This is a genomic window from Achromobacter sp. KK8 (assembly GCF_054188005.1).
In genome coordinates, this window is record NZ_CM135178.1 from 932,120 (window position 1) to 955,783 (window position 23,664).

18 protein-coding genes are annotated in these 23,664 nt (G+C 67.4%); 8 read left to right on the plus strand and 10 right to left on the minus strand.

All coding sequences use genetic code 11. From position 1 onward, the window contains the following. Positions 1–101 precede the first annotated feature (101 nt). Positions 102–1,133 carry an NAD-dependent epimerase/dehydratase family protein gene (locus ACVN9Z_RS04285; RefSeq protein WP_049055069.1) on the minus strand — a complete coding sequence of 344 codons (1,032 nt, stop codon included), beginning with the start codon at positions 1,131–1,133 and terminating at the stop codon, positions 102–104. A 5-nt stretch (positions 1,134–1,138) separates the two neighbouring features. After that, a complete protein-coding gene (locus tag ACVN9Z_RS04290) occupies positions 1,139–2,614 on the minus strand; it encodes an aldehyde dehydrogenase (RefSeq protein WP_458213159.1) in 1,476 nt (491 codons plus the stop codon). 98 nt (positions 2,615–2,712) lie between these two features. On the opposite strand from ACVN9Z_RS04290, the gene ACVN9Z_RS04295 reads away from it, so the two are divergent. Beyond that, positions 2,713–3,648, plus strand: coding sequence for a LysR family transcriptional regulator (locus ACVN9Z_RS04295; protein ID WP_006385745.1), 936 nt, complete (start codon positions 2,713–2,715; stop codon positions 3,646–3,648). A 130-nt stretch (positions 3,649–3,778) separates the two neighbouring features. On the opposite strand, the gene ACVN9Z_RS04300 is transcribed toward ACVN9Z_RS04295, so the two are convergent. The 8 genes from ACVN9Z_RS04300 to ACVN9Z_RS04335 all read right to left on the minus strand — a co-directional run bounded on the left by ACVN9Z_RS04300 (position 3,779) and on the right by ACVN9Z_RS04335 (position 15,433). After that, on the minus strand, positions 3,779–5,137 hold the full coding sequence (locus ACVN9Z_RS04300) for a TolC family outer membrane protein (RefSeq protein WP_054439189.1): 1,359 nt from the start codon (positions 5,135–5,137) through the stop codon (positions 3,779–3,781). Next, the gene (locus tag ACVN9Z_RS04305) at positions 5,134–6,480 is read right to left on the minus strand and encodes an HlyD family type I secretion periplasmic adaptor subunit (RefSeq protein WP_458213160.1); all 1,347 of its coding nucleotides are present in this window, start codon (positions 6,478–6,480) and stop codon (positions 5,134–5,136) included. Before ACVN9Z_RS04305 ends, ACVN9Z_RS04300 begins: the two co-directional genes overlap by 4 nt. Then, positions 6,477–8,399, minus strand: a complete 1,923-nt coding sequence (locus ACVN9Z_RS04310) for a type I secretion system permease/ATPase (RefSeq protein ID WP_458213161.1) — start codon at positions 8,397–8,399, stop codon at positions 6,477–6,479. Before ACVN9Z_RS04310 ends, ACVN9Z_RS04305 begins: the two co-directional genes overlap by 4 nt. 131 nt (positions 8,400–8,530) lie before the next feature. Next, positions 8,531–9,139: a heme acquisition protein HasA gene (locus ACVN9Z_RS04315; RefSeq protein WP_241122934.1), complete on the minus strand. Its 609-nt coding sequence runs from the start codon at positions 9,137–9,139 to the stop codon at positions 8,531–8,533. A gap of 139 nt (positions 9,140–9,278) precedes the next feature. Then, complete coding sequence (locus ACVN9Z_RS04320) at positions 9,279–12,545, minus strand: TonB-dependent hemoglobin/transferrin/lactoferrin family receptor (RefSeq protein ID WP_458213162.1); 3,267 nt, start codon at positions 12,543–12,545, stop codon at positions 9,279–9,281. Positions 12,546–12,803: 258 nt separating this feature from the next. Then, positions 12,804–13,895 carry a FecR family protein gene (locus ACVN9Z_RS04325; RefSeq protein ID WP_458213163.1) on the minus strand — a complete coding sequence of 364 codons (1,092 nt, stop codon included), beginning with the start codon at positions 13,893–13,895 and terminating at the stop codon, positions 12,804–12,806. Beyond that, positions 13,896–14,402 carry an RNA polymerase sigma factor gene (locus tag ACVN9Z_RS04330; protein WP_006385736.1) on the minus strand — a complete coding sequence of 169 codons (507 nt, stop codon included), beginning with the start codon at positions 14,400–14,402 and terminating at the stop codon, positions 13,896–13,898. A gap of 191 nt (positions 14,403–14,593) precedes the next feature. Beyond that, the gene (locus ACVN9Z_RS04335) at positions 14,594–15,433 is read right to left on the minus strand and encodes an IclR family transcriptional regulator (protein ID WP_054439240.1); all 840 of its coding nucleotides are present in this window, start codon (positions 15,431–15,433) and stop codon (positions 14,594–14,596) included. 256 nt (positions 15,434–15,689) lie between these two features. Here ACVN9Z_RS04335 and ACVN9Z_RS04340 point away from each other — a divergent pair, with 256 nt between their 5' ends. From ACVN9Z_RS04340 to ACVN9Z_RS04370, 7 genes are all read left to right on the plus strand, one after another. Then, complete coding sequence (locus ACVN9Z_RS04340) at positions 15,690–16,706, plus strand: 2-dehydro-3-deoxygalactonokinase (RefSeq protein ID WP_006385734.1); 1,017 nt, start codon at positions 15,690–15,692, stop codon at positions 16,704–16,706. Then, complete coding sequence (locus ACVN9Z_RS04345; RefSeq protein WP_024070515.1) at positions 16,703–17,356, plus strand: 2-dehydro-3-deoxy-6-phosphogalactonate aldolase; 654 nt, start codon at positions 16,703–16,705, stop codon at positions 17,354–17,356. The genes ACVN9Z_RS04340 and ACVN9Z_RS04345 overlap by 4 nt, the downstream gene beginning before the upstream one ends. After that, positions 17,353–18,501, plus strand: coding sequence for a galactonate dehydratase (gene dgoD / locus ACVN9Z_RS04350; RefSeq protein WP_006391563.1), 1,149 nt, complete (start codon positions 17,353–17,355; stop codon positions 18,499–18,501). Before ACVN9Z_RS04345 ends, dgoD begins: the two co-directional genes overlap by 4 nt. Before the next feature lie 32 nt (positions 18,502–18,533). Further along, positions 18,534–19,844 carry an MFS transporter gene (locus ACVN9Z_RS04355; protein WP_064527571.1) on the plus strand — a complete coding sequence of 437 codons (1,311 nt, stop codon included), beginning with the start codon at positions 18,534–18,536 and terminating at the stop codon, positions 19,842–19,844. Between the two features lie 232 nt (positions 19,845–20,076). Next, entirely contained in the window at positions 20,077–20,787 is a 711-nt protein-coding gene (locus ACVN9Z_RS04360) for an ABC transporter ATP-binding protein (protein ID WP_006385730.1), read from the plus strand. Then, entirely contained in the window at positions 20,784–22,172 is a 1,389-nt protein-coding gene (locus ACVN9Z_RS04365; protein ID WP_006385729.1) for an ABC transporter permease subunit, read from the plus strand. Before ACVN9Z_RS04360 ends, ACVN9Z_RS04365 begins: the two co-directional genes overlap by 4 nt. 10 nt (positions 22,173–22,182) lie before the next feature. Beyond that, a complete protein-coding gene (locus ACVN9Z_RS04370; RefSeq protein ID WP_150101193.1) occupies positions 22,183–23,643 on the plus strand; it encodes an ABC transporter permease subunit in 1,461 nt (486 codons plus the stop codon). Positions 23,644–23,664 lie beyond the last annotated feature (21 nt).

Here is a 23,664-nt window from a genome sequence, read left to right on the forward strand (position 1 = left end):
CTCCTGTTTGGGTAGTGCTGTTGTTATGCGTTGTGATGAGCCGGACAGGCCGGCCAGTCACGCGGGACGGCTACGACGGCCGCCCCGGGTCAAACTGTTCCCTAACCGACCTTCCCCCCTTCCTGCGCCTCGCGCCACGCCAGCAGGCGCGTCACGCCTTCGGCCATGCCCACTTGCGGCTGCCAGCCGATCTGTTGTCCCGCCAGATCGTGCGGGATATGGAAAGCGCCGCCCGAGGTCAGGCGCACGGTGCCCGGAGGGTCCGGCCGGATCTCCGGTTCCAGGTCGCTCTTGCAGTAGTCGAGCACCAGCCGCACCAGTTCACCGGTGGTGATGGGCGCCGGGCCGGACACGTTCACCGCGACATCGGTCGCGTCGCTCTGGAACGCGGCGACGTTGGCGCGCGCCACGTCCGAGACATGCACGAAGTGCTTGGTGTCGGTGCCGTCGCCGGGCAGCACGGGACGCTCGCCCTGACGCACGCGGTCATAGGTCTCCATGATGTACAGCGAATTCGCGGCGCGGTAGTGCTGGCGCTCGCCATAGACGGTGGAGTAGCGCAGCACGACATAGTCCAGCCCGGCCTTCTGGTAGTACTGGCGGCACAGCTGCTCGCCCATGATCTTGGAGGCGCCATACAGGATCGCCGCGGGCGGCGCGCCGACGGAATGGAACGGACCGTTCTCGACCAGCGCGCCGGCGATGCCGCTGCCGTAGCCGTAGACCGCGTTGGACGAAGCGAAAACGAACTTCTTCACCTTGTTGGCGCGGCAGGCTTCCAGCATGTTCTGCGCGCCGCGGATGTTCACGTCCACCGCCTGCCACGGCGTCTGCGCGAAGCCCAGCGTCATATACGCCGCCAGGTGCAGCACGCCATCCACGCCCTCGGTCGCGGCCAGCAGGTCGGGCAGGCGCATCAGGTCGCCGCGCACCACTTTCACGCGCGGATTGCCTTGCAGGTGGGCGATGGCCTCGGGCGTGCCAAAGGCGAAGTTGTCCAGCAGGATCACCTCGCGCACGCCGGCGGCCAGCAGCGCGTCGGCGGTGTGCGAGCCCACCAGGCTGGCGGCGCCGGCGATCAGGATGCGGGCATCGGCCAGCGGCAGCGCCGCGCTTTTCTTGTCTGTCGTCATGTGATTCAAAGTCCCATCGGTTGATTGTGCATGCCCCAGTACAGGCTCTTGACCTGGCTGTAGAGGCGCAGGCCGTGCAGGCCTTTCTCGCGGCCGATGCCGCTGGCCTTGAAGCCGCCGAACGGCGTGGCGATATGCGATTGCTTGTAGGTGTTGATCCAGACCGAGCCCGCCTCGATCTCGCGCGCCACGCGCCAGGCGCGGGCGTAGTCGCCGGTCCACATGCCGGCGGCCAGGCCGAAGGGCGTGTCGTTGGCCTGCTCGATCACGTCCTCCTCGTCCTCGAACGGCAGCGCCACCAGCACCGGCCCGAAGATCTCCTCCTGGCAGACGCGCGCGCCATTGCCAAGGCCGTCTATCACCGTGGGCAGGTAGAACCAGCCATTGGCCAGCTCGGCGCGATCCGGCGCGGCGCCGCCGACCAGCACGCGGCCGCCTTCGGCGCGGCCGATATCGACATAGCCGGCGACCTTGTCGCGATGCGCGCGCGACACCAGCGGCCCCATCTGCGTGGCCGGGTCATCGGGCAGGCCCACGCGCACCTGGCGCGTGCGTTGCACCAGCGCCTCCATGAAGCGGCCATAGATGGACTTCTGCACGAACAGGCGCGAACCGGCCACGCAGCTTTGCCCGGCCGAGCCGAAGATGCCCGACACCACGCCGGCCACGGCGCGGTCCAGGTCGGCATCGTCGAACACGATGTGCGGCGACTTGCCGCCCAGCTCCAGGCCCACGGGAATCAGGCGCTGGCCGGCGATGCCGCCGATGGCGCGGCCCGTTTCGGTGCCGCCGGTGAACGACACCATGCGCACGCCGGGATGCTTGACCAGCGCGGCGCCGACGTCTTCGCCGTGGCCCGGCAGCACCGTCAGCAGCCCTTCGGGCAGGCCGGCCTCGGCGCTGATGCGCGCCAGTTCCAGCGCCAGCTGGGGAGTTTCCTCGGACGGCTTGAGCAGCACCGCGTTGCCCGCGGCCAACGCTGGCGCGGCCTTCTGCGCCTCGTTCATGATGGGCGAGTTCCACGGCGTGATGGCCGCGATCACGCCGAACGGCTCGGCCAGCGCCATCGAGAAGTACTCGCCGCGCGGCGAGGTCATCTCGTTCTGCCAGGTCTCGCAGACGGCGGCGTAGTAGCGGAAATGCCCGGCCGCGCTGTCGACCATGTTCAGGCATTCCTTCCAGGGCTTGCCGCTGTCGATCATCTGCAGCCGCGCCAGCGGCTCGCGCTCGGCGGCCAGGCGGCGGCCGATTTCGTACAGCGTGGCGGCGCGCTGGTCGGGACGCAACTTGCGCCATGGCTGGCGCTGGAACGCATCCCAGGCGATGGCCACGGCCGTATCCACGTCACGCGGCAAGGCGCGCGTGACGCGTCCGGCAATACTGCCGTCGGCGGGATTGATGGAGGTGATGACGGCGTCGCCGTCTTGGCTGTGGCGCCAGTCGGCGCCCAGCCGGAAGGGCTTGTGGCTCGATGCGTGCATAAGGGTCGGGCAATCCAGGGGACTTCGGTAGACGCATCATCGGCCCGTCGACTATTAGGCACAATTCGATATTTTTCTTATATTCTTAGCCCATGGCTATGAATATCAAGTACCGGCCGCTCAAGGCCTTCCTGCTAGCGGTGGATACCGGTTCGTTCACCCACGCCGCCAGCCAGCTGGGCGTGACGCAGCCGTCCTTCACCGCGCTGATCCAGGACCTGGAGGACGTGCTGGGCCTGCGACTGTTCGAGCGCACCACTCGCAGCATCAGCCTGACCTCGGCCGGGCAGGACTTCTATGCCCGCGCGCAGCGCCCCATCGCCGACCTGGAAGAAGCCTATCGCAGCCTGGCGGACCTGGCGGCGGTGCGGCGCGGCAACGTGACGCTGGGCGCCCTGCCCTCGACCGCGCTGGCGCTGCTGCCGGTGGCGGTCGGCGCGCTGCGTCAACTGCATCCGGCACTGAAAGTGCGGGTAGTCGAGGCCCACAACGACGAGCTGGTGGCCATGCTGCGCACCAACCAGATCGAGTTCGCCGTCGGCGCGCTGGCCGAGCCGGCGCCGGACCTGTCGTTCACGCCGCTGGCCGAGGATTGCTTTTGCGCCATCTACCCCGAAGGCCACCGCCTGGACAGAAAACGCGGCCCGCTGCATTGGCGCGACGTGCTGCGCTACGACCTGATCCTGCTGTCGCAAGGCTCCAATGCGCGCCAGCAGTTCGACCGCGCGGTGCGCGAGGAAACCGGCGCGCCGGCCACCGCCTTGCGCTACGACGTCACCAACATGGGCACCGCAGCCGGCATGGTGCGCCAGGGCCTGGGAGTAAGCGTTTTGCCGCGCCTGGCATTGCCGGAACTGAACCTGGCCGGCCTGCGCGCCGCGCCGCTGTGCGACGCCTCGGCCCGCCGCGCCATCGGCCTGCTGCACCGGCGCGACCGCTCGCTGTCGCCGGCCGCGCAGGCGCTGGCGGCGCAATTGGCGACGGCCATGGACGAGATCGTTCGACGGCTGCTGCCGCTGCCGCCGGTGAAGTGATCCGACGACGCGCTCCATTCGTCGACGGTCGAACGCGCATCCGCATGCCGGTGCACCCCGCCACGAACAGCGCCCCTGGCCAAACGCTAGAGCGGTCTTGCACCGAACGCGCCCCCCCCCGACTGCCGGCTCAGCCCGCCACGAACAACGCGCCAATGCGCGCCACATCGTCGTCGCTCAACACCCCGGCTTGCCACCTCAGCGTCAGCCACGCCAGCAGGTTGTCGTAACGCGCCCGGTCCAGGTCCCGCAGCGCCTCGAAGCGCTGGCGTTCGGCGTCCAGCACATCCAGATTGGTGCGCTCGCCGCCGAGCACGCTGCGCCGTGTGGCGCGCACGCGCTGCGCGGCCGCCTCGGCCGCCTGCCGGTAAGCGGTGATACGCTCGCGGCTGCTGGCGAACGTGTGGAATTGCCGCGCCAGGTCATCGAGCAACGCCCATGTGGCGGCGTCGAGCTTGTGCTGCGCTTCCTCCGCTTCAGCCAATGCCTGGCCGCTGGCCGCCGACGTGCGCCCGCCGGAATACAGCGGAATGCTGACCTCGATGCCCACGGAACCGGAGTCATAGCGCTGCCCTATCTGGTTCTCGCCGTTGGAATTGGTCAGCTGCTTGCGCGCCACCAGCCGCGCCGTGGGCAGGTGCCCCGCGCGGGCGGCCTGGTAGCGCTGGCGGCTGGCTTCAAGCAGGTGGCGCTGGGCCAGCAATTCCGGATTGCTCGCCAGCGCCAGTTGTCGCCACGCGGACAAATCGCGTCCCTCCACCGCCAGCGCGGCCAGGGCTGATTCCTGCAAGGGCGCAAGCAAATTGTCGGCCAGCCCCGGCCCGACAATCGCCCTTAGCGCATTGCGCGCGTCGCGCAGCCGGTCCCGCGCCTCGATCTCCTGCGCCTGCACCACGTGCGCACGCGCCTCGATCTCCAGTTGATCCGTGCGCGTGCCCTGCCCCGCCGCGACAAAGCGCGCGCTGCGGCGCGCGTCCTCTTGCAACGAGCGCTCCTGCGACTGCGTCAATGCCAGGGCTTGCTGCGCGTACAGCACGGCGGTGTACGCCTGTAACAGGCGCACGGCAAGCGCCTGGCGCGCGCGCTTCAGCGTCAAGCCGCCCGCTTCGGCACGCTCACGCCCGGCGCGGTACTGCGCAAACGCCGCCGCGTCGAACAGCGGCTGGCTCAGCGTGAACCCCGAGGCATAGCTGGCGTAGCGCGAGCGCTGCTCCAGCGCGCCCCAGCGCGTCTGCTGCCGCGACGTCGTATCGTTGCGGGCACGGCTGTAGTGATAGCTCAAGTTCGGCAACAGGCCGCTGCGTCCCAATGCCGCCTCCTCGGCGTCGACCCGTTCGCGCGCACGCGCCGCCTGCCACGTGGGATCGGACGCCAGCGCCATCGTGTACGCCTGCTGAAAATCCAGCGCCTGCGCCGCCCCCGATCCAGGCATGAACACCGCCACCATCAACATCCATGCCGCCGCGAGCCTGCCCTGCCAGCGCTTCATGCGTCACCCCACGCCAGCCGCGCGCGATCGAGCAGGGGCTTGAACAGATAATTCAGCAGCGAACGCTCGCCCGTGCGCACGAACACCTCCACCGGCATGCCGGCGCGCAACGGCGCATCGCCGATGCGCCGCAGCTGGCCCGGCGCCACGTCGGCGCGCAGGCGATAGTAAGGGCGGCCGTTGCGGTCATCCTCGAACCGGTCCGCCGACACCAGCGTCACGGTTCCCTCAAGCCGCGGCGTGCTGCTGGCATCGAAAGCGGTGAACATCAGCTCGACCGGCAGGCCCGCGCGCACCTTGTCGATGGACTCCACCGGCAACCGCCCCTCGACCACCAGCGGCACGTCCTCGGGCACGATCTCCATCAGGCGCGAGCCGGGCTGCACCACGCCCCCGACCGTGTGCGTGGCCAGCGCCACGACGGTGCCGCTGACCGGGGCGCGGATCTCGCTGTGCGCCAGGTCGAATTCGGCCGTCGCCAGTTTCTGCGTCAACTGCTCGCGCTGCACGCGGGTTTCCGCCAGATCGGTGCGCACCTCGCGCTGAAACGCGTCGCGACGCTGCTGGCCGCGCAGCGCCAGTTCCGCGATCTGCTGGCGGGTCTGTCCCAGGGCGCCCAGGTCCGAGGCCATGTCGCCGTCCAGTTGCGCGAGGCTGCGCTCCAGTTCCAGCACTCGGTTGCGCGGCACGTAGCCTTCGCGCGCCAGGTCGCGCAGGTTGCCCAGCTGTTCCCGCAGCAGGGCGCGCTGCGTGCGCTTGTGCGCCAACGTCGATTCCAGGCCACCGGCCAGGGCCCGGCTGCCGGCCAGCGTGGCCTCGATGCCGGCCAGTTCGCCCGCCAGCGCCGCGCGGCGGCTGGCGAACAGTTGGCGCTCCGTCGCGTAGGCGGCGGCCGTTTCGGCATTCGCCTGCGCATCGGGCGCCGCAAGATCATCCCGACCATCGCGCTCGGCCAGCAGGCGCGCTTCGCGGGCCATGACGGCCGCCTGCTGCGCGCGCAGGCTCCGCGCCTCGCCACGCACCCGGGTATCGTCCAGCCGTACCAGCGCCTGGCCGGCCCGGACCGGGTCGCCTTCAGCCACCAGCAAGGCGCTCACCACGCCGCCCTCGATGCTGTCCACCGCCTGCCGCTCGCCGGTCACGACGACGATGCCGGGCATCGCCACGCCGTTGTCCAGCGGCGCCCACGCCGCCCACGCCAGGAAGCCGCCAAAGCCCAGCGCCAGCACCCACCAGCCGAAGCGGGCCGACCAGCCGCCGCTCTCGTCTGCGTCCGCTACCGGCTCGGCCTTGTCCAGCTCGGGCCGCAGCACCACCACACGATTGCCGGCGCGTCCCGTCATGCCTTGCCTCCGAAGATCAACCCTGAAAACGCGCCGCCGGCCAGGGGATACACCTGCGCCACCGCCCCGCCAGGGCGTGCCTGCGCCGGTGGAGCTGTCCCGCCGGAAGCCGCCGCGCCCGCCGTGCTGGCCGTCGCCGCCGGGCGGTTGCCCGCCGCGGAGGTCGACGCCGAGGGTGATGCCATCGTCCCTGACGCGCGCTCAGGCGGCGGCCGCAGCACCTCATGGGTCGCGCCGAAGCGCTGCGCTTGGCCATCGCGCAACAACAGCAAGTGTGTCGTCGCCGCCAGCACCTTGGGCCGGTGCGTCACCAGCACCACCGTCGCGCCCACCTCCCGCAGCCGGCCCAGCGCATCAAGCAAGGCCTGCTCGCCGGCATCGTCCAGGCTGGCGTTGGGTTCGTCCAGCACCACCAGGCGCGGCGTCCCGTACAGCGCCCGCGCCAAGGCGATGCGCTGGCGCTGCCCGCCCGACAATCCCTGGCCACCGGTACCGATCGGCGTGTCGTAGCCACGCGGCAAGGCCAGGATCATGTCGTGCGCGCCGGCCATGCGGGCAGCGTCGATCACGCGTTGGGCCAATACTTCGCCATCGCTGTCCGGAGCGGGAAAGCGCGCGATGTTCTCGGCCACCGTCCCGGAGAACAGTTCCACGTCCTGCGGCACATACCCCAGCCACTCCCCCAGCCGCCCTCGCTCCCATTGCCGCAGGTCGGCGCCATCCAGGCGTGCCGTGCCCAGGCGGGCCGGCCAGACACCCGCCACCAATCTGGCCAGGGTCGACTTGCCCGCGCCCGAGGGGCCAACCACCCCCAGCACCTGCCCTGGCTCCAACGAAAGCGACACGTTCACCAGCGTCGGCTGCACCGCGCCCGGCGGCGTCACCGTCACGCCCTCCAGCCGCAGCGCGCCCTTTGGCTCGGGCAGCGTCAGGCCCGCGGCTGGCGCCGGATACGTCGCCAGCAAATCCTGCAAGCGCCGCCACGCCAGCCGCGTGCCGGCCCATTGCCGCCAGGCGCCGATCACCTGATCGATCGGACTGAGCACGCGCCCCATCAGGATGGAACCCGCGATCATCATGCCGGCGCTGACATGGCTCTGCAGCACCAGCCACGCGCCCAGGCCCAGCACCAGCGATTGCAGGACCATCCGCACCGTCTTCGACACGCTCGCGATCACCGCCGAGCGCTGGCTGGCCATGCCCTGGCGCCGCACATAGCCCACATGCAGCCGCTGCCAGCGCGCGCGCAATCGATCCAGCATGCCCATGGCCTGGATGGCCTCGGCATTGCGCAATTGCCCGTCCGCCTCCACGCCGGCCCGCACCGACAACCCGCCCGCCTCGGCCAACAGCTTGCGCGACACCTGCTCGTTGAGCCATGCCAACGCCACCAGGATGATGGTCCCCGCCAACGCCAGCGTGCCCATCCAGGGATGGAACAGGAACATCACCAACAGGAACAGCGGAAACCACGGCGCATCGAAGAACGCGAACACGGCGCTGCCGGTCAGGAACTGACGCACCGTATTCAAGTCGCTGACCGCCTGTCCGGCGTTGGCTGGCACACCCGCAAGGCCGCGCCGGAACGCCGCTTCATGCACGCGCCCCGCCAGCGCCGCGTCAAAGCGCGCACCGATCTGGATAATGACGACGCCGCGCGCGTAATCCAGCGCGCCCATCAACGCGAGCAGCCCGACGATCATCAGGCTCAGCATGACCAGCGTGAAGACATTGCCGGACGCCAGCACACGGTCGTACACCTGCAGCATGTAGAGCGACGGCGCCAGCATCAACAGGTTGGCGGCGACGCTGAAGGCCGCCACGCTGACCCAGCCGGTGCGAAAGCGCGCCAGGAGCGATTTGATCTCCAGGGCGCCCACGTCCTGTGCCGCAACTGTACGCGTCTGGTTTTGCCGCATTGGTTTTCCTAGCCCGGATGACTGCCGGGACACGCAGAATGAAGAAACAAAAAGACGGTCGCGACGGGGGATAGGCCCGCCGCGACCGTGACCCACGCGCCCGAGAAAGCGCGGGGAAACTCGCGGGTGGGTTACGCCGCCAGGGCCAGATCGGTCTCGGTGGCGAGGTTGTGGCCGACTAGGTCGGCGATGGACATGCTGATGTCCATGTCGTTCTGCGCCAGAGCGCCGAACAGACCGCCATGGGACATGACACCGGCCTTGGCATCGTCCAAGCCATCGACATGGCCGTTCATCAGTCCCCATACGATGTCGTGCACATCGTTGGCCCGTCCGTCCGAAACATCACCATAGATGGGCAGGTCGAACGTAAACGTGATGAGCGGATCGACTGCATGCCCGGCCTGATCCACCCCACCGCTCAAGGTAATGGAGTCCAGTTCGCCCCAGACCGTGTGCGGCGTCGCGCCTTCGACCTTGGGCCCGCTGTACGGCGGGAAGTAGTAGTTCAGTTCACCCGAGGCAACGAAGGCATAGTGGGCAACATTTTTGCTGGCGTAGCCGTAGTCGGTGCCGCTGAAGGGGCCGCCACCGAAAAAGCCTCCATAGTTCTTGCCGGCGGTGTGTTCACCGGCAACGCCATCGTTCTCGAAGACCATCAACATGGATTCCAACGAATCCTCCATCGAGATGCCTTGAGGAAGGTGACTTTGGTCGATAAAACTGATCGATACAGACATTTCCATACTCCATTAACTACAGATTCAGCCGGGTTACCCCGGCTCCCTTGACGTCCCGCCAAGCGGGGCGCCAATCATGCGAATCACTCGCATGTTCTTTCGAGGGGCCGCCATACACCGGCCCCGCTCAATACTTGACTTAAAAGCGCACCTCCATGCCCACCGTGACGGTGCGGCCAGGAGCGAACGTACGCGCCAGCGCGTCGGAATAGCCTTCCACGTACATACGATTGGTGATGTTCTCGACCGCCGCCATCAACTTGACGTTGTCGTTGGCCTGATAACTGGCATACCAGTCCCAGGTGGTGTACTTGAACCAGACTTGCGCGCCGCCGGTGTCGCGGTTGTACCAACCCTCGCCGCTGTAGTTGAAGCGCACTCCGGTATCCAGCTTGCGCTCCAGCAGGCGCGCGCCAATCAACACCATGCCTTTATCGACCGGCTTGGCGATGGCGCTGTTGAAAACAAAATTGCCGCATGAGGTCCAGGCATCGGCCCAGGTCCGCCAGGATTCATACCCTGCCGCAAGCGCTTCGTCGTGCGACTTCGGATAGCTGCCGTCCGACTTAGGCACGTCATACCGGTTTGGACCCGAGCCCAGCGGATATACGTTTTCGCAGAACTTGTTCGGTCCCCCGAGGTAATGCGTATAGCTCGCGGCGCCATAGACAAGACCGGCGTCATAGCGCCCTTCCAATTCGAGACCGCGGAACCGGGTACGAGTGAGGTTGTTGGTAAAGAAGGTCGTACCCAGCCGCGGGAAATAGTCACCCGGGCTGGTCTCGCTTCCCGGCAGCAGACCCATCATGGAAGAAAACAGATAGTTATCCGCCCGCGTGTCGAAATAGCCGGCCTTGAACGACAAATCGTCGCCCTGCACCACGACGTCCTTGAAGATGGTGTTGACGCCCACTTCCCAGGTTTGGGCGGTCTCAGGTTTCAGGAAGGGATTGGGTACGATCGTTTCGAAGCCTTCCGTGGGATGACCTCCGGCCATCATCAGTTCATTGATGGCTGGCGGACGCCACGACTTGCCCCAACTGCCATACAACTCCAGCCAGCGGACGGGGCGGATGGCGGCGGACAGCGACGGCAGCATCTTGCCGCCGCTGCGGTCGACGTCGTACTTGTACGTGGTGGGCTGATCGTCCCACCAAACGTCTATAAATTGATCCTCAAACTTTCTGCGCGAGAGGTTAATGGGTTTCCGAGTCGGTACTTTGCTGTACATGATCTCGCCCGTGTCCGGGTCACGCCTAAGGGGGTATATAAATCGGCCTGGCTTCTTTGGGTCCGGCACACGGTCGTGCAGAGCTTTGTAGTAGCTATAAGCAGGATTGGAATCCCACCATGCTTTCAAGGCTGCCAGATCACCACTTCTCGCTATGCGGCAGCCTTCCCCATAAACCTCAGCCTTGTCCACCTCACCAGGGAGATTGTGCGTATAGCTGCAAAGGTTTTTTTCGGCCGTCCTCAACGAAGTTTGGTGATACGGCGCGGTTCCAGGCATATGTGTCTTGCCTTTGACCCAGTAGCGTTCATAGCGCAAACCCGCTGAGACCGTATAGAAATCGTCTTCCAGCTTCAACTCGGCGAAGATGCTTCCCATGTTGCGGCGTCCTCTCGGGTTGAGAGAGTCCTTACCGTCCGCGCCAAAAGGCCGGACTCCACGCCCCTGGTTATTCCAGCGTTGGCTCGAAGTTGCACGATCAGAGAAATACTCGATACCGTAGTGGGCACTGAGCAGCGAGTTCGTACCCAGCAGGAAGCGCGAGGTATTGTCCACCTGCACGCCATGGGTCCGGGTGCGCAAACGGGTTTCCTTACCGACGCCGTAGTGGCTGCAAATGTCCGTCGTGTAGTCGGAGACGTACCCCCCATTATCGGTTTCACATTTGCCGGTGCCGTCGGACTTCCAGTGCTCGAAATGAATGGCCTCTCGAATCGCCACAGGATCGGTTATCCAAGAGCCTCCTCCTGGAGTTAAGACTTTCGGATAATTCGGTTCCGTGTAGTTGCTGACACGGGTATCGACGGCATAGAGCTTCACGTTCAAGTCTAGCCACGGGTTGTCCGCCGGCTTGAGCTTGTAGTCCAGCGCGAAGCTGTCGGATTGCGCCTTGGACACTCCCAGCTTTCGCCAGGGGGAGCCGCTTTTATCTGGACTCGCCAGTACGGATTCCGCAGTGTATGAATAGTTCACCCGTGTGCCGACATAACTCAATTGCAGGGACGATGCATCATTCAACTTCCAGCGCACCTTGAACAGGCTGGAATCCTGCTCCTGAGCGGCGAATTTCACATCGTTGAATTCCACCTTGCTGCGCCCGCCGTCGCTGTCACGCACCACTTCCTTGTTCCAGTCGGATTGCCCGCCCCGCAACCCAAACCGATAATCGCCGATCGACCGCCGCGACACCGCCGCCAGCACTTCCAGGTTTTCACCCGCGCGCGCCGCGCCCGCCGCGCTGCCGATGAAATTGGTACCGTTGCCCTGATATCCCAACCCGGACGTGCCGCGCAGCTTCAAACCGATATCCCTGCCCTCGCGCAGCACATCCCCAAAGTCCAACGTGCGGAAATCCACACTGCCCGCCATCGCGCCGGTGCCATGCACCCCGCGCACCACGCCTCGCTCTACCTCCACCTCGGACAGCAGTTCCGAATCGACATACATTTCTCCATTGCGTTGCATGTGCCCGTTCTGCACGAAATCCTGGCGCATGCCGTCGATCATCATGTTGACGCGGCCGAAGTCCTGCATGCCACGGATGTTGATCGACAGGCCGGGGTTCTGGCGGTTGACGGCGCTGGCGACGCCGGGGGTGTCCTGGATGAGTTCGGCGGCGTGGCGGACCGGCACGCGGTCCATTTCTTCACGCGTGATGATGCTGACGGCGCGGGGGGCTTGATAGACGCGCTCGTTGACATCGTTGCCGCGCACCACAACGGGCGCCATCGAGTACACCCGCGCACGCGCGCCGGGACCGTTGTCGACCAGTTGCACATTCGGACGCACAGCGCCCGCGGTCCGGCGATAGCGGTAGCCGATGGGACTGTTTCCCAGCAACCGGGCCAGGCCGGTCTCGACGTTGAAGCTGCCCTTGAGGGCGACACTGGTGTAGGCCGAGAGATCGACGTCGTTCATGTACAGGTCGACGCCTGCCTGGCGCGCGAATGCCAGCACGGCCTGCGCCATCGCTTGCGCCGGGATGTCGAAGACAAACGTCCGCTGACGCTCGTCGTCCTTCCGATCGGCAGGCGCCGAGATTCCTGAGGCACGCTCCTGCGTTTGCGCGACTGACACGCAAGGTAGCGCCAATGCGCCTGCAGCCAGCATGCGACCCGCAACACGGAACTTCACCTGTCTTATCTTCACTTTCGTCTCTGGTTTCAGCCGATGCAAACGCGCATCATTACCATTAACGATTGAGAATCGAACTACAGTAAAAAAAGTTCGGAAAAGACAGTTGCCAGAGGGAGAGCGGCGCGGGTGCGTCCTGACTTCGTCTTACTCGGGGCCCGACGATGGCGGCGCGCGCACCGCGATTGGATCGTGCGGCCGGCGCGCGAAAGGGTGTCGAATACAAATCAGCGTTTGTTTTTCCGCTTTACAAACCAGGCGTTGTAAAGCCGAACTCGACACTCAAGAACTCGACGCTTTTCAGTACAGCACCGTCACCCCCGGCAACCGCAACCGCGCAAGCCGCATCTCGCCACATAGCGTGGCCAATGCGCCGTCGAGGTTATCAAGATGGAACAGCGCGTTCACCGGCCTGCGCGCCGCGGCGCGGTTCGCCAGGATCAACAGGCCCGGCCGGAAATTGCCGATGCGCTGCAGGACTTGCTCCAGGGATTCGCCTTCGAAGACGAGATAGCCCTCGGCCCAGGCCGCCCCGCGCGCGGGTGCGACGGCGCTACCCTCGATGCCATGGGCGCGGCTGAAAGTGGCGCTGTCGCCCGCCGCCAGCACCGCGAGCGCATCGCCCGAGGCGGGCGGACGATCCAGCGCCACCTCGACACGATGCTGCAACACGCCGATCCAGCCATGCCCGGCATCGCGGCGACGCACGGCATAGCGCGTGCCCAGCGCGGTCATGCTGCCGCCGGCGGTCGCCACCACGAAGCTGCGCGGTTCGTCCGCGCCCGTGGGCGCAGGCGCAAACACCGCTTCGCCGCGCAGCAGCCGTACGCGGCGCGTCGTGGCATCGTATTCCACGTCGAGCGCGCTGTTGCTGCCCAACAGCACATGGCTGCCATCCGGGAGATCGAAGGAGCGGATTTCGCCGACCGCGCTGCGGTAGTCGGCCAACCAGGGCGCCACGGCATCCGGAGCACCGGCCGCGCCGGCGACCACCAACGCCACACCGGCCATCACGACCGCGCGGCGCCACGGCGCCATGGGTTCCGACCGCCACCACGACGCAGCACAGGCACGCCAATGCGAGCGGCGCGGCCGGGGCACCGGCTGCGCGAACAACGGCAGGCCGCGGCACTCCCCCGCCAATGCCCAGACCCTCTCGGCATCGGCCAGGGCCGGGCCGTGGCGCGCGTCGCGCGCCAGCCAGCGGTCCAGCCGGCGTTGCTCGGCCGGCGCAAGCGCGCCGGCGGCCAGACGCAACGCCCACTGGCTGGCCTGCCGGCGCAGGCGTCGTTCGCGGCCGGGGCGGCTCAAGGAGTACATGATGGGATCTTCATAAACAAGATAAACGGCCCAGCCACGAAATACAGTAAAAAAAGTCGCGGATGCGGGCATTCAAGGGTCGTCTCCCAAGCGTTCGCGCATCAGGTCCAACGCCATCGCCAGGTGCTTCTGCACCGAGCTGGGAGAGATATCCAGGTAGCGGGCGGCCTCCGCGTGGCTCAGGCCCTCGACGCGGCAAAGCTGGAATATTTGCCGCGTGCGCACGGGCAGTTCCGCCAGGGTGGCGGCCAGCCGCGCCAGTTGCCGGCGGACGTGCACGTGTACGTCGGGCGCGGTGCGCAGGTCGCGCATATTTTCCAGGAGGTCGTCCGACACAGCATCGGTGTGGGACTGGTGATGATTGCGGCGATGGTCGATCAGCAGGCGGTTGGCGATGGCGTACAGATAGGCCAGCACGTTGTCGGACGGCAGCTCGTCTTCCTGCGCGACGATGCGGGCGAAGCATTCCTGCACCAGGTCGGCGCTGAGCTCGGCTTCGCCAGTCTTTAGGAACAGGTAACGGCGCAGCCGCTCGGCATGGGCGGCATACAGGCGCTCGACATCAGGTTGGGGCGCCACTTGCTCGTCGCCGGGGATCTACTCACTCGTGATGAGCGTCATTGATGATTGAGCAAGAGACTAGCACCGATAAGGCGCCCTGCCGGTGGCGACGGCATATGGATTGGTCGGAGATTTGACCGGGGCTGGCATTGCCGGCGGACGCCGCGCGCCGCTTGCCAGGGTCGCCCATTGTTGGGCAGCGTGCTGCGCTACGTGGCGGCGTCGCGCGGCTTGGCGGGCGCGCCCTGCACCTTCCATCCCAGTTCCGCCGAGATGCGCGCCGCCGCCTCCTTGACCACGTCGACCATGTCGCGCATGCGCTCCAGCGACATGTACGGCACCGTGCTGGACACGCTGATCGCGGCGACGATGCCGCTGGAGGCATCGCGCACCGGCGCCGCCACGCAGCGGATCGACGGCTCGTTGTCCTCCAGGTCGAAGGCATAGCCGTTGGCGGCGTAGTCGCGCATGCGGTCGCGGAAGGCCTCCCAGGTCTGGCGGCCGCCGGGCGCGCGCGACGACACCGGCGCGCCGACGCGATGCAGCGCCTTCCATTGCGGTTCGTCGGCATCCAGCAGAAGCGCCTTGCCGACGCCGGTGGCGGCCAAGGGCATGCGGTGGCCGACGCGCGAACGCATCTCCAGCCCCTTCTTGCCGGGGATCTTTTCCAGATACAGCACTTCGTCGTTGTCGCGCACCGCCAGGTGGATGGTGTCGCCGGTCTCGGCGGCCAGGCCGTCCAGGTACGGCCGCGCCAGCGTCGCCATGGGGAAGGCTTCGCGCGCCTGGAAACCGAGTTCGATCAGCTTCGGCCCCAGCACGTAGCCGACGCCAGGCAACGAGCGCAGGTAGCGCTCCTGCACCAGGCAGCTGGCGAGCCGGTGCGTGGTGCTGCGCGCCACGCCGATGTGGGCGCAGATGTCCTTGAGGTCGCGCGCGCCCGCCGCAACGGCCTGGATCACACCCAGTCCGCGCATCAGGGTCTGCGTGCCGGCGGGCGCCGCGGCGTCGGGATCGTAGGCGGGGGAGACGGTCGAAGAATCGGGCATGGACAAGGCTGGCGCTGGGAGTCGGATATGGGGAGCGGGAATCGAAGTGAATTCCCTATATATGGGATTTAATTCTATATTTTGAGATTTTTCAAGCGCTGATCTAGAATTTTTCCCAGCCCGACTGGCGCCGCTCCGGCGCCATCGCGGGCTTGACGACAACAAGGCCGGCCAGGTCCTGCAAGCCCGCGAATGACGCGCCCTTTGCGCGCCCTCGCCCGCAGCGCGCCGCCGCCCCGAGACGAGACAGATTCTGATGACAACCGGATCGCCTGCCCGCGCGGCCCTCATAGCGCTGGACTGGGGCACCTCTTCGTTGCGCGCCTACCGCCTGGATGGCGCCGGCCGCACGCTCGATACCCGCCACCTGCCGTGGGGCATCATGCGCCTGCCCCAACCCTTGCAGGACGGCGCCGCCACCCCGAGCGGCCAATCGGGTTTCGAACTGGCTTTCGAGCAGGCCTGCGGCGACTGGCTGCGGGCCGAACCGCAGCTGCCGGTGATCGCCTGCGGCATGGTCGGCAGCGCGCAGGGCTGGCAAGAAGCCGCCTACCTCGACGTGCCGGTCGACCTGGCACGCATCGGCACCCTGCTGACGCGCGTCGAGCGCAACGGCGCAACGCCGGTGCACATCGTGCCCGGCCTGATCCAGCGCCACGGCCTGCCCAACGTGATGCGCGGCGAAGAAACGCAGGTCTTCGGCGTGCTGTTCGATCAGGCCGGCGATCCCGCCGACAGCGTGCTGATCGGCCTGCCCGGCACCCACTCGAAATGGGTCAACGCGCGCCGCGGCCAGGTCACCCACTTCGATACCTTCATGACCGGCGAGGTCTATGCCGCGCTGCGCGGCCACACCATCCTGGGCCGCACCATGGTCGAGGCGCCGGCGTCCGACATGGCGGCCTTCGAGCGCGGCCTGAAAGTGGCCGGCGTGCCGGCCGGCCGCGCCGGCGTGCTGTCGACCATCTTCAGCACCCGCGCGCTGGGGCTGACCGGCGAACTGGCCGGCGTGTCGCAGGCCGACTACCTGTCGGGCCTGCTGATCGGCCACGAAATCTCCGCGCTGGCCGACATGCTGCGCCTGCAGGGCGACCAGCCGCGCATCGTGCTGTGCGGCGACGATGCGCTGTGCCAGCGCTACATCCTGGCGTTGCGGCACTACGGCCTGGGCACGCCGCAACTGGCGCAACACGCCACCGAACGCGGCCTGTGGCATCTGGCCGTCAGCGCCGGGCTGGTGCCCGCCGCGCCTTCTTCCGAGACCACACCATGACCCATACCGGACTGCAAACCGCCATGGCCCATTGCGGCCTGATCGCCATCCTGCGCGGCATCACGCCCGCCGAGGCCGTGCCCATCGGGCGCGCGCTGTACGACGCGGGTTTTCGCCTGATCGAAGTGCCGCTGAATTCGCCCGAGCCGCTGGCCAGCATCCGCGCCATGCGCGACGCGCTGCCGGCCGACTGCCTGGTGGGCGCCGGCACGGTGCTGGATCCCGATGACGTGGCCCGCATCAAGGACGCCGGCGGCGAGCTGATCGTCATGCCGCACAGCGACCTGGCCGTGGTGCGCGCGGCCAAGGCCGCCGGCCTGGCTTCGTGCCCCGGCGTGGCCACGCCGACCGAAGCCTTCGCCGCGCTGGCCGCCGGCGCCGACGTGCTCAAGATGTTCCCCGCCGAACAGCTCGGCCCGGCCGTGCTCAAGGCCTGGCGCGCGGTGATGCGTCCGCCGATCGCGCTGGTGCCGGTGGGCGGCATCACGCCCGACAACCTTTCCACCTACGCCCAGGCGGGCGCCAGCGGCTTCGGCCTGGGCTCCGCCTTGTACAAACCCGGCCTGTCGGCCAACGAAGTCGGCCAGAACGCGCGCGCTTTCATCGCCGCCTGGCAACGCGCCTATCCCGCCCAGGAGACCCAAGCATGAAGATCACCAAGCTCACTACCTACATCGTGCCGCCGCGGTGGTGCTTCCTGAAGATAGAGACCGACGCCGGCATCGTCGGCTGGGGTGAACCGGTAGTGGAAGGCCGCGCCCACTCGGTGGCCGCCGCTGTCGAGGAACTGTCGGACTACCTGATCGGCAAGGACCCGCGCAACATCGAGGACCACTGGACCGTGCTGTACCGCGGCGGCTTCTACCGCGGCGGCGCCATCCACATGAGCGCGCTGGCCGGCATCGACCAGGCGCTGTGGGACATCAAGGGCAAGGACCTGGGCGTGCCGGTGTCGCAACTGCTGGGCGGCAACGTGCGCGACCGCATCCGCGTGTACTCGTGGATCGGCGGCGATCGTCCTGCCGACACCGCCGCGGCCGCCAAGGGCGCGGTCGAGCGCGGCTTCACCGCCGTCAAGATGAACGGCACCGAGGAACTGCAGTACATCGATTCGTTCGACAAGGTCGAGAAGTGCCTGGAGAACGTGGCCGCCGTGCGCGACGCGGTCGGCCCCAACGTCGGCATCGGCGTGGACTTCCATGGCCGCGTGCACAAGCCCATGGCCAAGGTGCTGATGAAGGAACTGGACCCGTTCAAGCTGATGTTCATCGAAGAGCCGGTGCTGAGCGAACACTACGAGGCGCTGAAGGAACTGGCGCCGCTGACGTCCACGCCGATCGCGCTGGGCGAGCGCCTGTTCTCGCGCTGGGACTTCAAGCGCGTGCTGGCCGACGGCTACGTCGACATCATCCAGCCGGACCCGTCGCATGCCGGCGGCATCACCGAAACGCGCAAGATCGCCGCCATGGCCGAGGCCTACGACGTGGCGCTGGCGCTGCACTGCCCGCTGGGCCCGATCGCGCTGGCCACCTGCCTGCAGATCGACGCCGGTTGCTACAACGCCTTCATCCAGGAACAGAGCCTGGGCATCCACTACAACGCCGCCAACGACCTGCTGGACTACGTCAGCAACCGCGAAGTGTTCGCCTACGAGAACGGCATGGTCGCGATTCCGCAGGGCCCCGGCCTGGGCATCGAGGTCAACGAGGAATACGTGAAAGAACGCGCGGCGGTGGGCCACCGCTGGCGCAACCCGATCTGGCGCCACGCCGACGGCAGCTTCGCCGAGTGGTAAGCCGATAGAAAAAAGCGAAAGAGGAGACCCCCTTGACCACCGCCACCCACCCGGGCCTGCAAAGCGCCCAGCGGCCGACGCGCAGCCGCTATCTCATCATGGTGATGCTGTTCATCACCGTCGTCATCAACTACCTGGACCGCAGCAACCTGTCCATCGCCGCGCCCGCGCTCAAGGACGAGTTCGGCCTGGACACGGTGCACGAAGGGCTGATACTGTCGGCGTTCGGCTGGACCTACGCCGCCATGCAGATCCCCGGCGGCTGGCTGGTGGACCGCGTGTCGCCGCGCGTGCTGTACGCGGCCGCGCTGATCCTGTGGTCGGCGGCGACGTTCTTCATGGGCTTTGCCGGCAGCTTCGTGATCCTGTTCGTGCTGCGCCTGGCGGTGGGCGCGCTGGAAGCGCCCGCCTATCCGATCAACAACCGCGTCGTCACGACCTGGTTCCCCGAAAAGGAACGCGCCACCGCCATCGGCTTCTACACCTCGGGCCAGTTCGTCGGCCTGGCGTTCCTGACGCCGGTGCTGGCCTGGCTGCAGCACCATTACGGCTGGCACATGGTGTTCGTCAGCACCGGCCTGCTGGGCATCGTCTGGGGCGTGCTGTGGTACCTGATCTACCGTGAACCGCGCCAGTTCAAGGGCGCCAATGCGGCCGAGATCGAGCTTATCCAGAAAGGCGGCGGCGTCGTGGACCTGGACAAACGTGTGACCGAGAAGAAGGCGCCGTTCAACTGGAACGACCTGGGCCTGGTGATGAGCCAGCGCAAGCTGTGGGGTGTGTACCTGGGCCAGTTCTGCCTGACCTCGACGCTGTGGTTCTTCCTGACGTGGTTCCCCACCTATCTGGTGAAGTACCGCGGCATGGACTTCATCAAGTCGGGCTTCCTGGCGTCGGTGCCGTTCCTGGCGGCGTTCATCGGCGTGCTGTGCTCGGGCGTGCTGTCGGACTTCCTGATCCGGCGCGGCGCCACCGTGGGCCTGGCGCGCAAGCTGCCCATCATCCTGGGCCTGCTGATCTCGACGTCGATGATCGGGGCCAACTTCACCGACTCGACGCCATGGGTCATCTTCTTCCTGGCGCTGGCATTCTTCGGCAACGGCCTGGCGTCGATCACGTGGTCGCTGGTGTCGGCGCTGGCGCCGGTGCGGCTGCTGGGGCTGACCGGCGGGGTGTTCAATTTCGTGGGCAACCTGTCGTCGATCTGCACGCCGATCGTGATCGGCTTCCTGGTGTCGAAGGACAGTTTCGCGCCGGCCATCGTGTACGTGTCGTCGCTGGCGCTGCTGGGCGCGCTGTCGTACATCCTGCTGGTGGGCAAGGTGGAGCGGATCGAGGCCTGATCCGCACGCACCGCCGCAGCCAATGCGAAGGGCGCCCACGTGGGCGCCCTTCTGCTTTGGGTTGTCGTTTTTGCCGGAGTTCCGCGCGAGGATGGCGATATAATCACGTTATGTTATATCATATCTAACGATAGTCATTCCCACTGGAGTCCGGAAGGCCCGTCCAGGCGTCATCCGCGCTCCGCCCCCTCCCCTTGATTTCCCGGCATCTTCGGACGAAGAAGGACTTGCAGTGCTCGAAGCCATCGGCCTGACCAAACGCTACGGCGACCAGATCGCGCTCCACCCGCTGGATTTGCGTATCGAGCCGGGCGAGATCTACTGCCTGCTGGGCGCCAATGGCGCCGGCAAGACCACCACCATCAACCTGTTCCTGAACTTCATCGCCCCCGACGGCGGCCAGGCGCTGATCCATGGGCTGGACGTGACGCGTGAACCGCTCGCCAGCAAGCGCCACGTGGCCTACATCCCCGAACAGGTGAACCTGTACGGCACCCTGAGCGGGCTGGAAAACCTGCGCTACTTCGCCGCGCTGGCGCTGGGCGAGGCGCCGCCGCGCGCCAGGCTGCTGGAACTGCTGGCGGAAGTCGGGCTGGACCCGGCCGCGGCCGACAAGCGCGTGGCCGCCTATTCCAAGGGCATGCGGCAAAAGGTGTGGATTGCCGTGGCCCTGGCCAAGGACGCCCGCGCGCTGCTGCTGGACGAGCCCACCTCGGGGCTGGACCCGTCGGCCGCCGCCGAGTTCACCCGCCTGCTGCAACGCGCCGCCGAACGCGGCGTGGCCATCCTGGCCACCACCCACGACCTGTTCCATGCGCGTCAGACCGCCACCCGCGTCGGCATCATGAAACGCGGCCGGCTGGTCGAAAACCTCGACGCCCGGCAGATCGGCGACGTCGATCTGCAGGCCTTGTACCTGGCGCACATGAGGACCGAGGCATGATCCTCCTGATCGCCCTCAAGGACCTGCGCGAACGCCTGCGCGACGGCCGGCTCTACTGGGCCGGCGGCATCGTCGCGGTGCTGCTGATGACGGCGCTGGCCGTGGGCTACCTGCATCAGCAGGAGGCCCGCGCCGAACAGGCCGCGGCCCAGAACACCGATTACAGCGACTGGCTCAAGCAGGGCGCGCGCCATCCGCACGATGCCGCCCACCAGGGCATGCACGTCTTCAAGCCCGACACCACGCTGGCGCTGCTCGATCCCGGCATCAATCCGTATATCGGCAGCACCGTGTGGCTGCAGGCGCACCGCCAGAGCGAGGTGAAATTCCGCCCGGCACAGGACGCCACCGGCCTGCAGCGCTTCGGCGATCTGTCGGCGGCCTGGATCCTGCAGGCGCTGGGGCCGCTGCTGGTGATCGTGCTGGGCTTCAACGCCTTCTCGGGCGAACGCGAACAGGGCATCCTGCGCCAGACGCTGAGCCTGGGCGTGGCGCCTTGGCGCCTGCTGTGGGGCAAGGCCACTGCGCTGGCGCTGAGCCTTGGCCTGCTGCTGGCGCCGGCCGCGCTGGCCGCCATCGTGGCGGTGTGGCTGGCGGGCGGCCGGGCCGATGCGCTGTGGCGCTTCGGCGTGCTGGCCGGCGGCTACGCGGTGTACCTGGCCGCGTTCATCTTCGTCACGCTGGGGGTGTCGGCCGCCGCCCGCTCCTCGCGCGTGGCCATCACGGTGCTGCTGGCGCTGTGGATCGCCAATACGGTGATCGCCCCGCGCGTCATGGCCGAGCTGTCCCGCGGACTCTATCCCAGCCCCACGCGCCTCGAATTCAACCAGGCCTTGCAGGATGACCTGAAGGCCACGTCGGACCGCGTCTGGATGCAGGCCTTCGGCACGACCGAGCGCTGGAGCCGCGACGTACCGCTGAACCAATGGGGTCTGGCGCTCAAGCTCGACGACCAGTCCAGCTACGCGGTCTACGACCGCCATTTCGGGCACCTGTGGGACACCTGGGAACGGCAGCAGGCCGTGCAGGAATCGGCCGGCTGGCTGATGCCGCTGCTGGCGGTGCGCGCCCTGTCCGCCGCCATGGCCGGCACCGACTTTGCGCACCACCGCGATTTCACCACCGCCGCCGAACAACAGCGCCGCGTGATCCAGGACATCGTCAGCGCCGACCTGGTGGCGCACGCCGACACGCTGGAACACCAGCATTTCTCGTACCAGGCCAATCCGTCGCTGTGGGCGCGCGTGCCGCCCTTCCGCTACCAGCCGCCCGCGGCCGGCTGGGCATTGCACCAGGCGCGCCTGAGCCTGTTGATGCTGGCCGCCGCGCTGCTGCTGAGCGTGGCCTTCGCCTGGCGCGCCGTGGCCCGCCAGACCGCCCTGTAGGAGACTTCCGGTGCACGATACGCAATTTCGCCGCTTCGGGATGGTCCTGCGGCACGAACTCCGCCTGCTGACGCGCGAGCGCGCGCTGTGGCTGTGCGGCCTGTTGTTCCTGCTGCTGGTGGGCTACGCGGTCTTCAACGGCCTGCTGCAGACGTCGCAGCGAGACGAGGCCCAGGCCGCGCTGGCGCGCGCCGATGCGCACAACCGCGCCAGCCAGCTGGCGCAGCTGCAGCGCATCATGGACGGCAGCGAGGCCCCGACGCCGTTCGGCAACCCCGCCAGCCCCGCCAACATGGGCGGCGGCCTGGGCGCGCACTACGCCATCATGCCGAGCGTGCCGCTGGCGCCGGTGGCGCTGGGCCAGACCGACCTGTTCCCGTCGCAATTCAAGGTGACCTACGACAGCAAGGTCAACTTCATCCACAACAACGACATCGAGAACCCCTGGCACCTGCTCAGCGGGCATTTCGACCTGGCGTTCGTGGTGGTCTACCTGCTGCCGCTGCTGATCTTCGCGCTCGGGCACAACCTGCTGTCCGGCGAAAAGGAAGACGGCACGCTGCGCTTGCTGCTGTCGCAACCGCTGTCGCTGCTGACCCTGATCAGCGGCAAGGTGGTCCTGCGCGCGGCGGTGCTGTTGGGCGCCGCGGTGCTGCTGCCGGTGGCCGCCCTGCTGATCGCCCGCCCCCAGGCGTTGCAGGCGGCCAGCGCCACGCTGTGGTGGGCGCTGCTGGTCGGCGCCTACGCGCTGTTCTGGTTCGCGGCGGTGGTCGCGGTCAACGCCTTTGGCAAGTCTTCCGCCGCCAACGCCATGATCCTGATGGTCAGCTGGGTGCTGCTGGTCCTGGTGGTGCCGGTGCTGCTCAATCTGGTGGCTGCCTACGCCAGTCCGGCGCCGTCGCGCGCCGAACTGGCCACCCGCACCCGCGTGGCCACGGCGCTGGCCATGCGCGACCACGCCGCCCTGCTGTCGACCGACTACGAGCACATGGACAAGCCCGACGCCCTGATTCCACGCGATGGCCGCCTGAAAATCACCGGCCGTCCGCTGGGCCACGCCCGCGTCGAGCGCCAGGTGGATGCGGCAATGCAACCGGAGCTGGATCGCTTCGACGCGCAGATGGCGCGCCAGCAGGCGCTGGTGGCGCGCTACAGCGTGCTGTCGCCAGCGGCGGTCGCCTTTGAAGGCATCACCGCGCTGGCCGGCACCGGCCAACGCCGCCACGCGCATTTCATGCGGCAGATCGACGCCTACCACCGCGCCTGGAAGGACTTCTTTCTACCCCGCATCGAAGCCAGCCGCGCCATCACGCCCGCGGACTTCGCCGCCATGCCGGTATTCCAGTGGCGGGAAGAAGATCCCGCCGCCGTCCGCGCCCGGGCCGCGCGCGCGCTGCTGCAACTGCTGGTGCCCGCGGCGCTGCTGCTGGCCCTGGCCGGCTGGCGCCTGCGCCGCTACCGCGTGGTCTAGAGACAGGTTTTTCACCCCCCA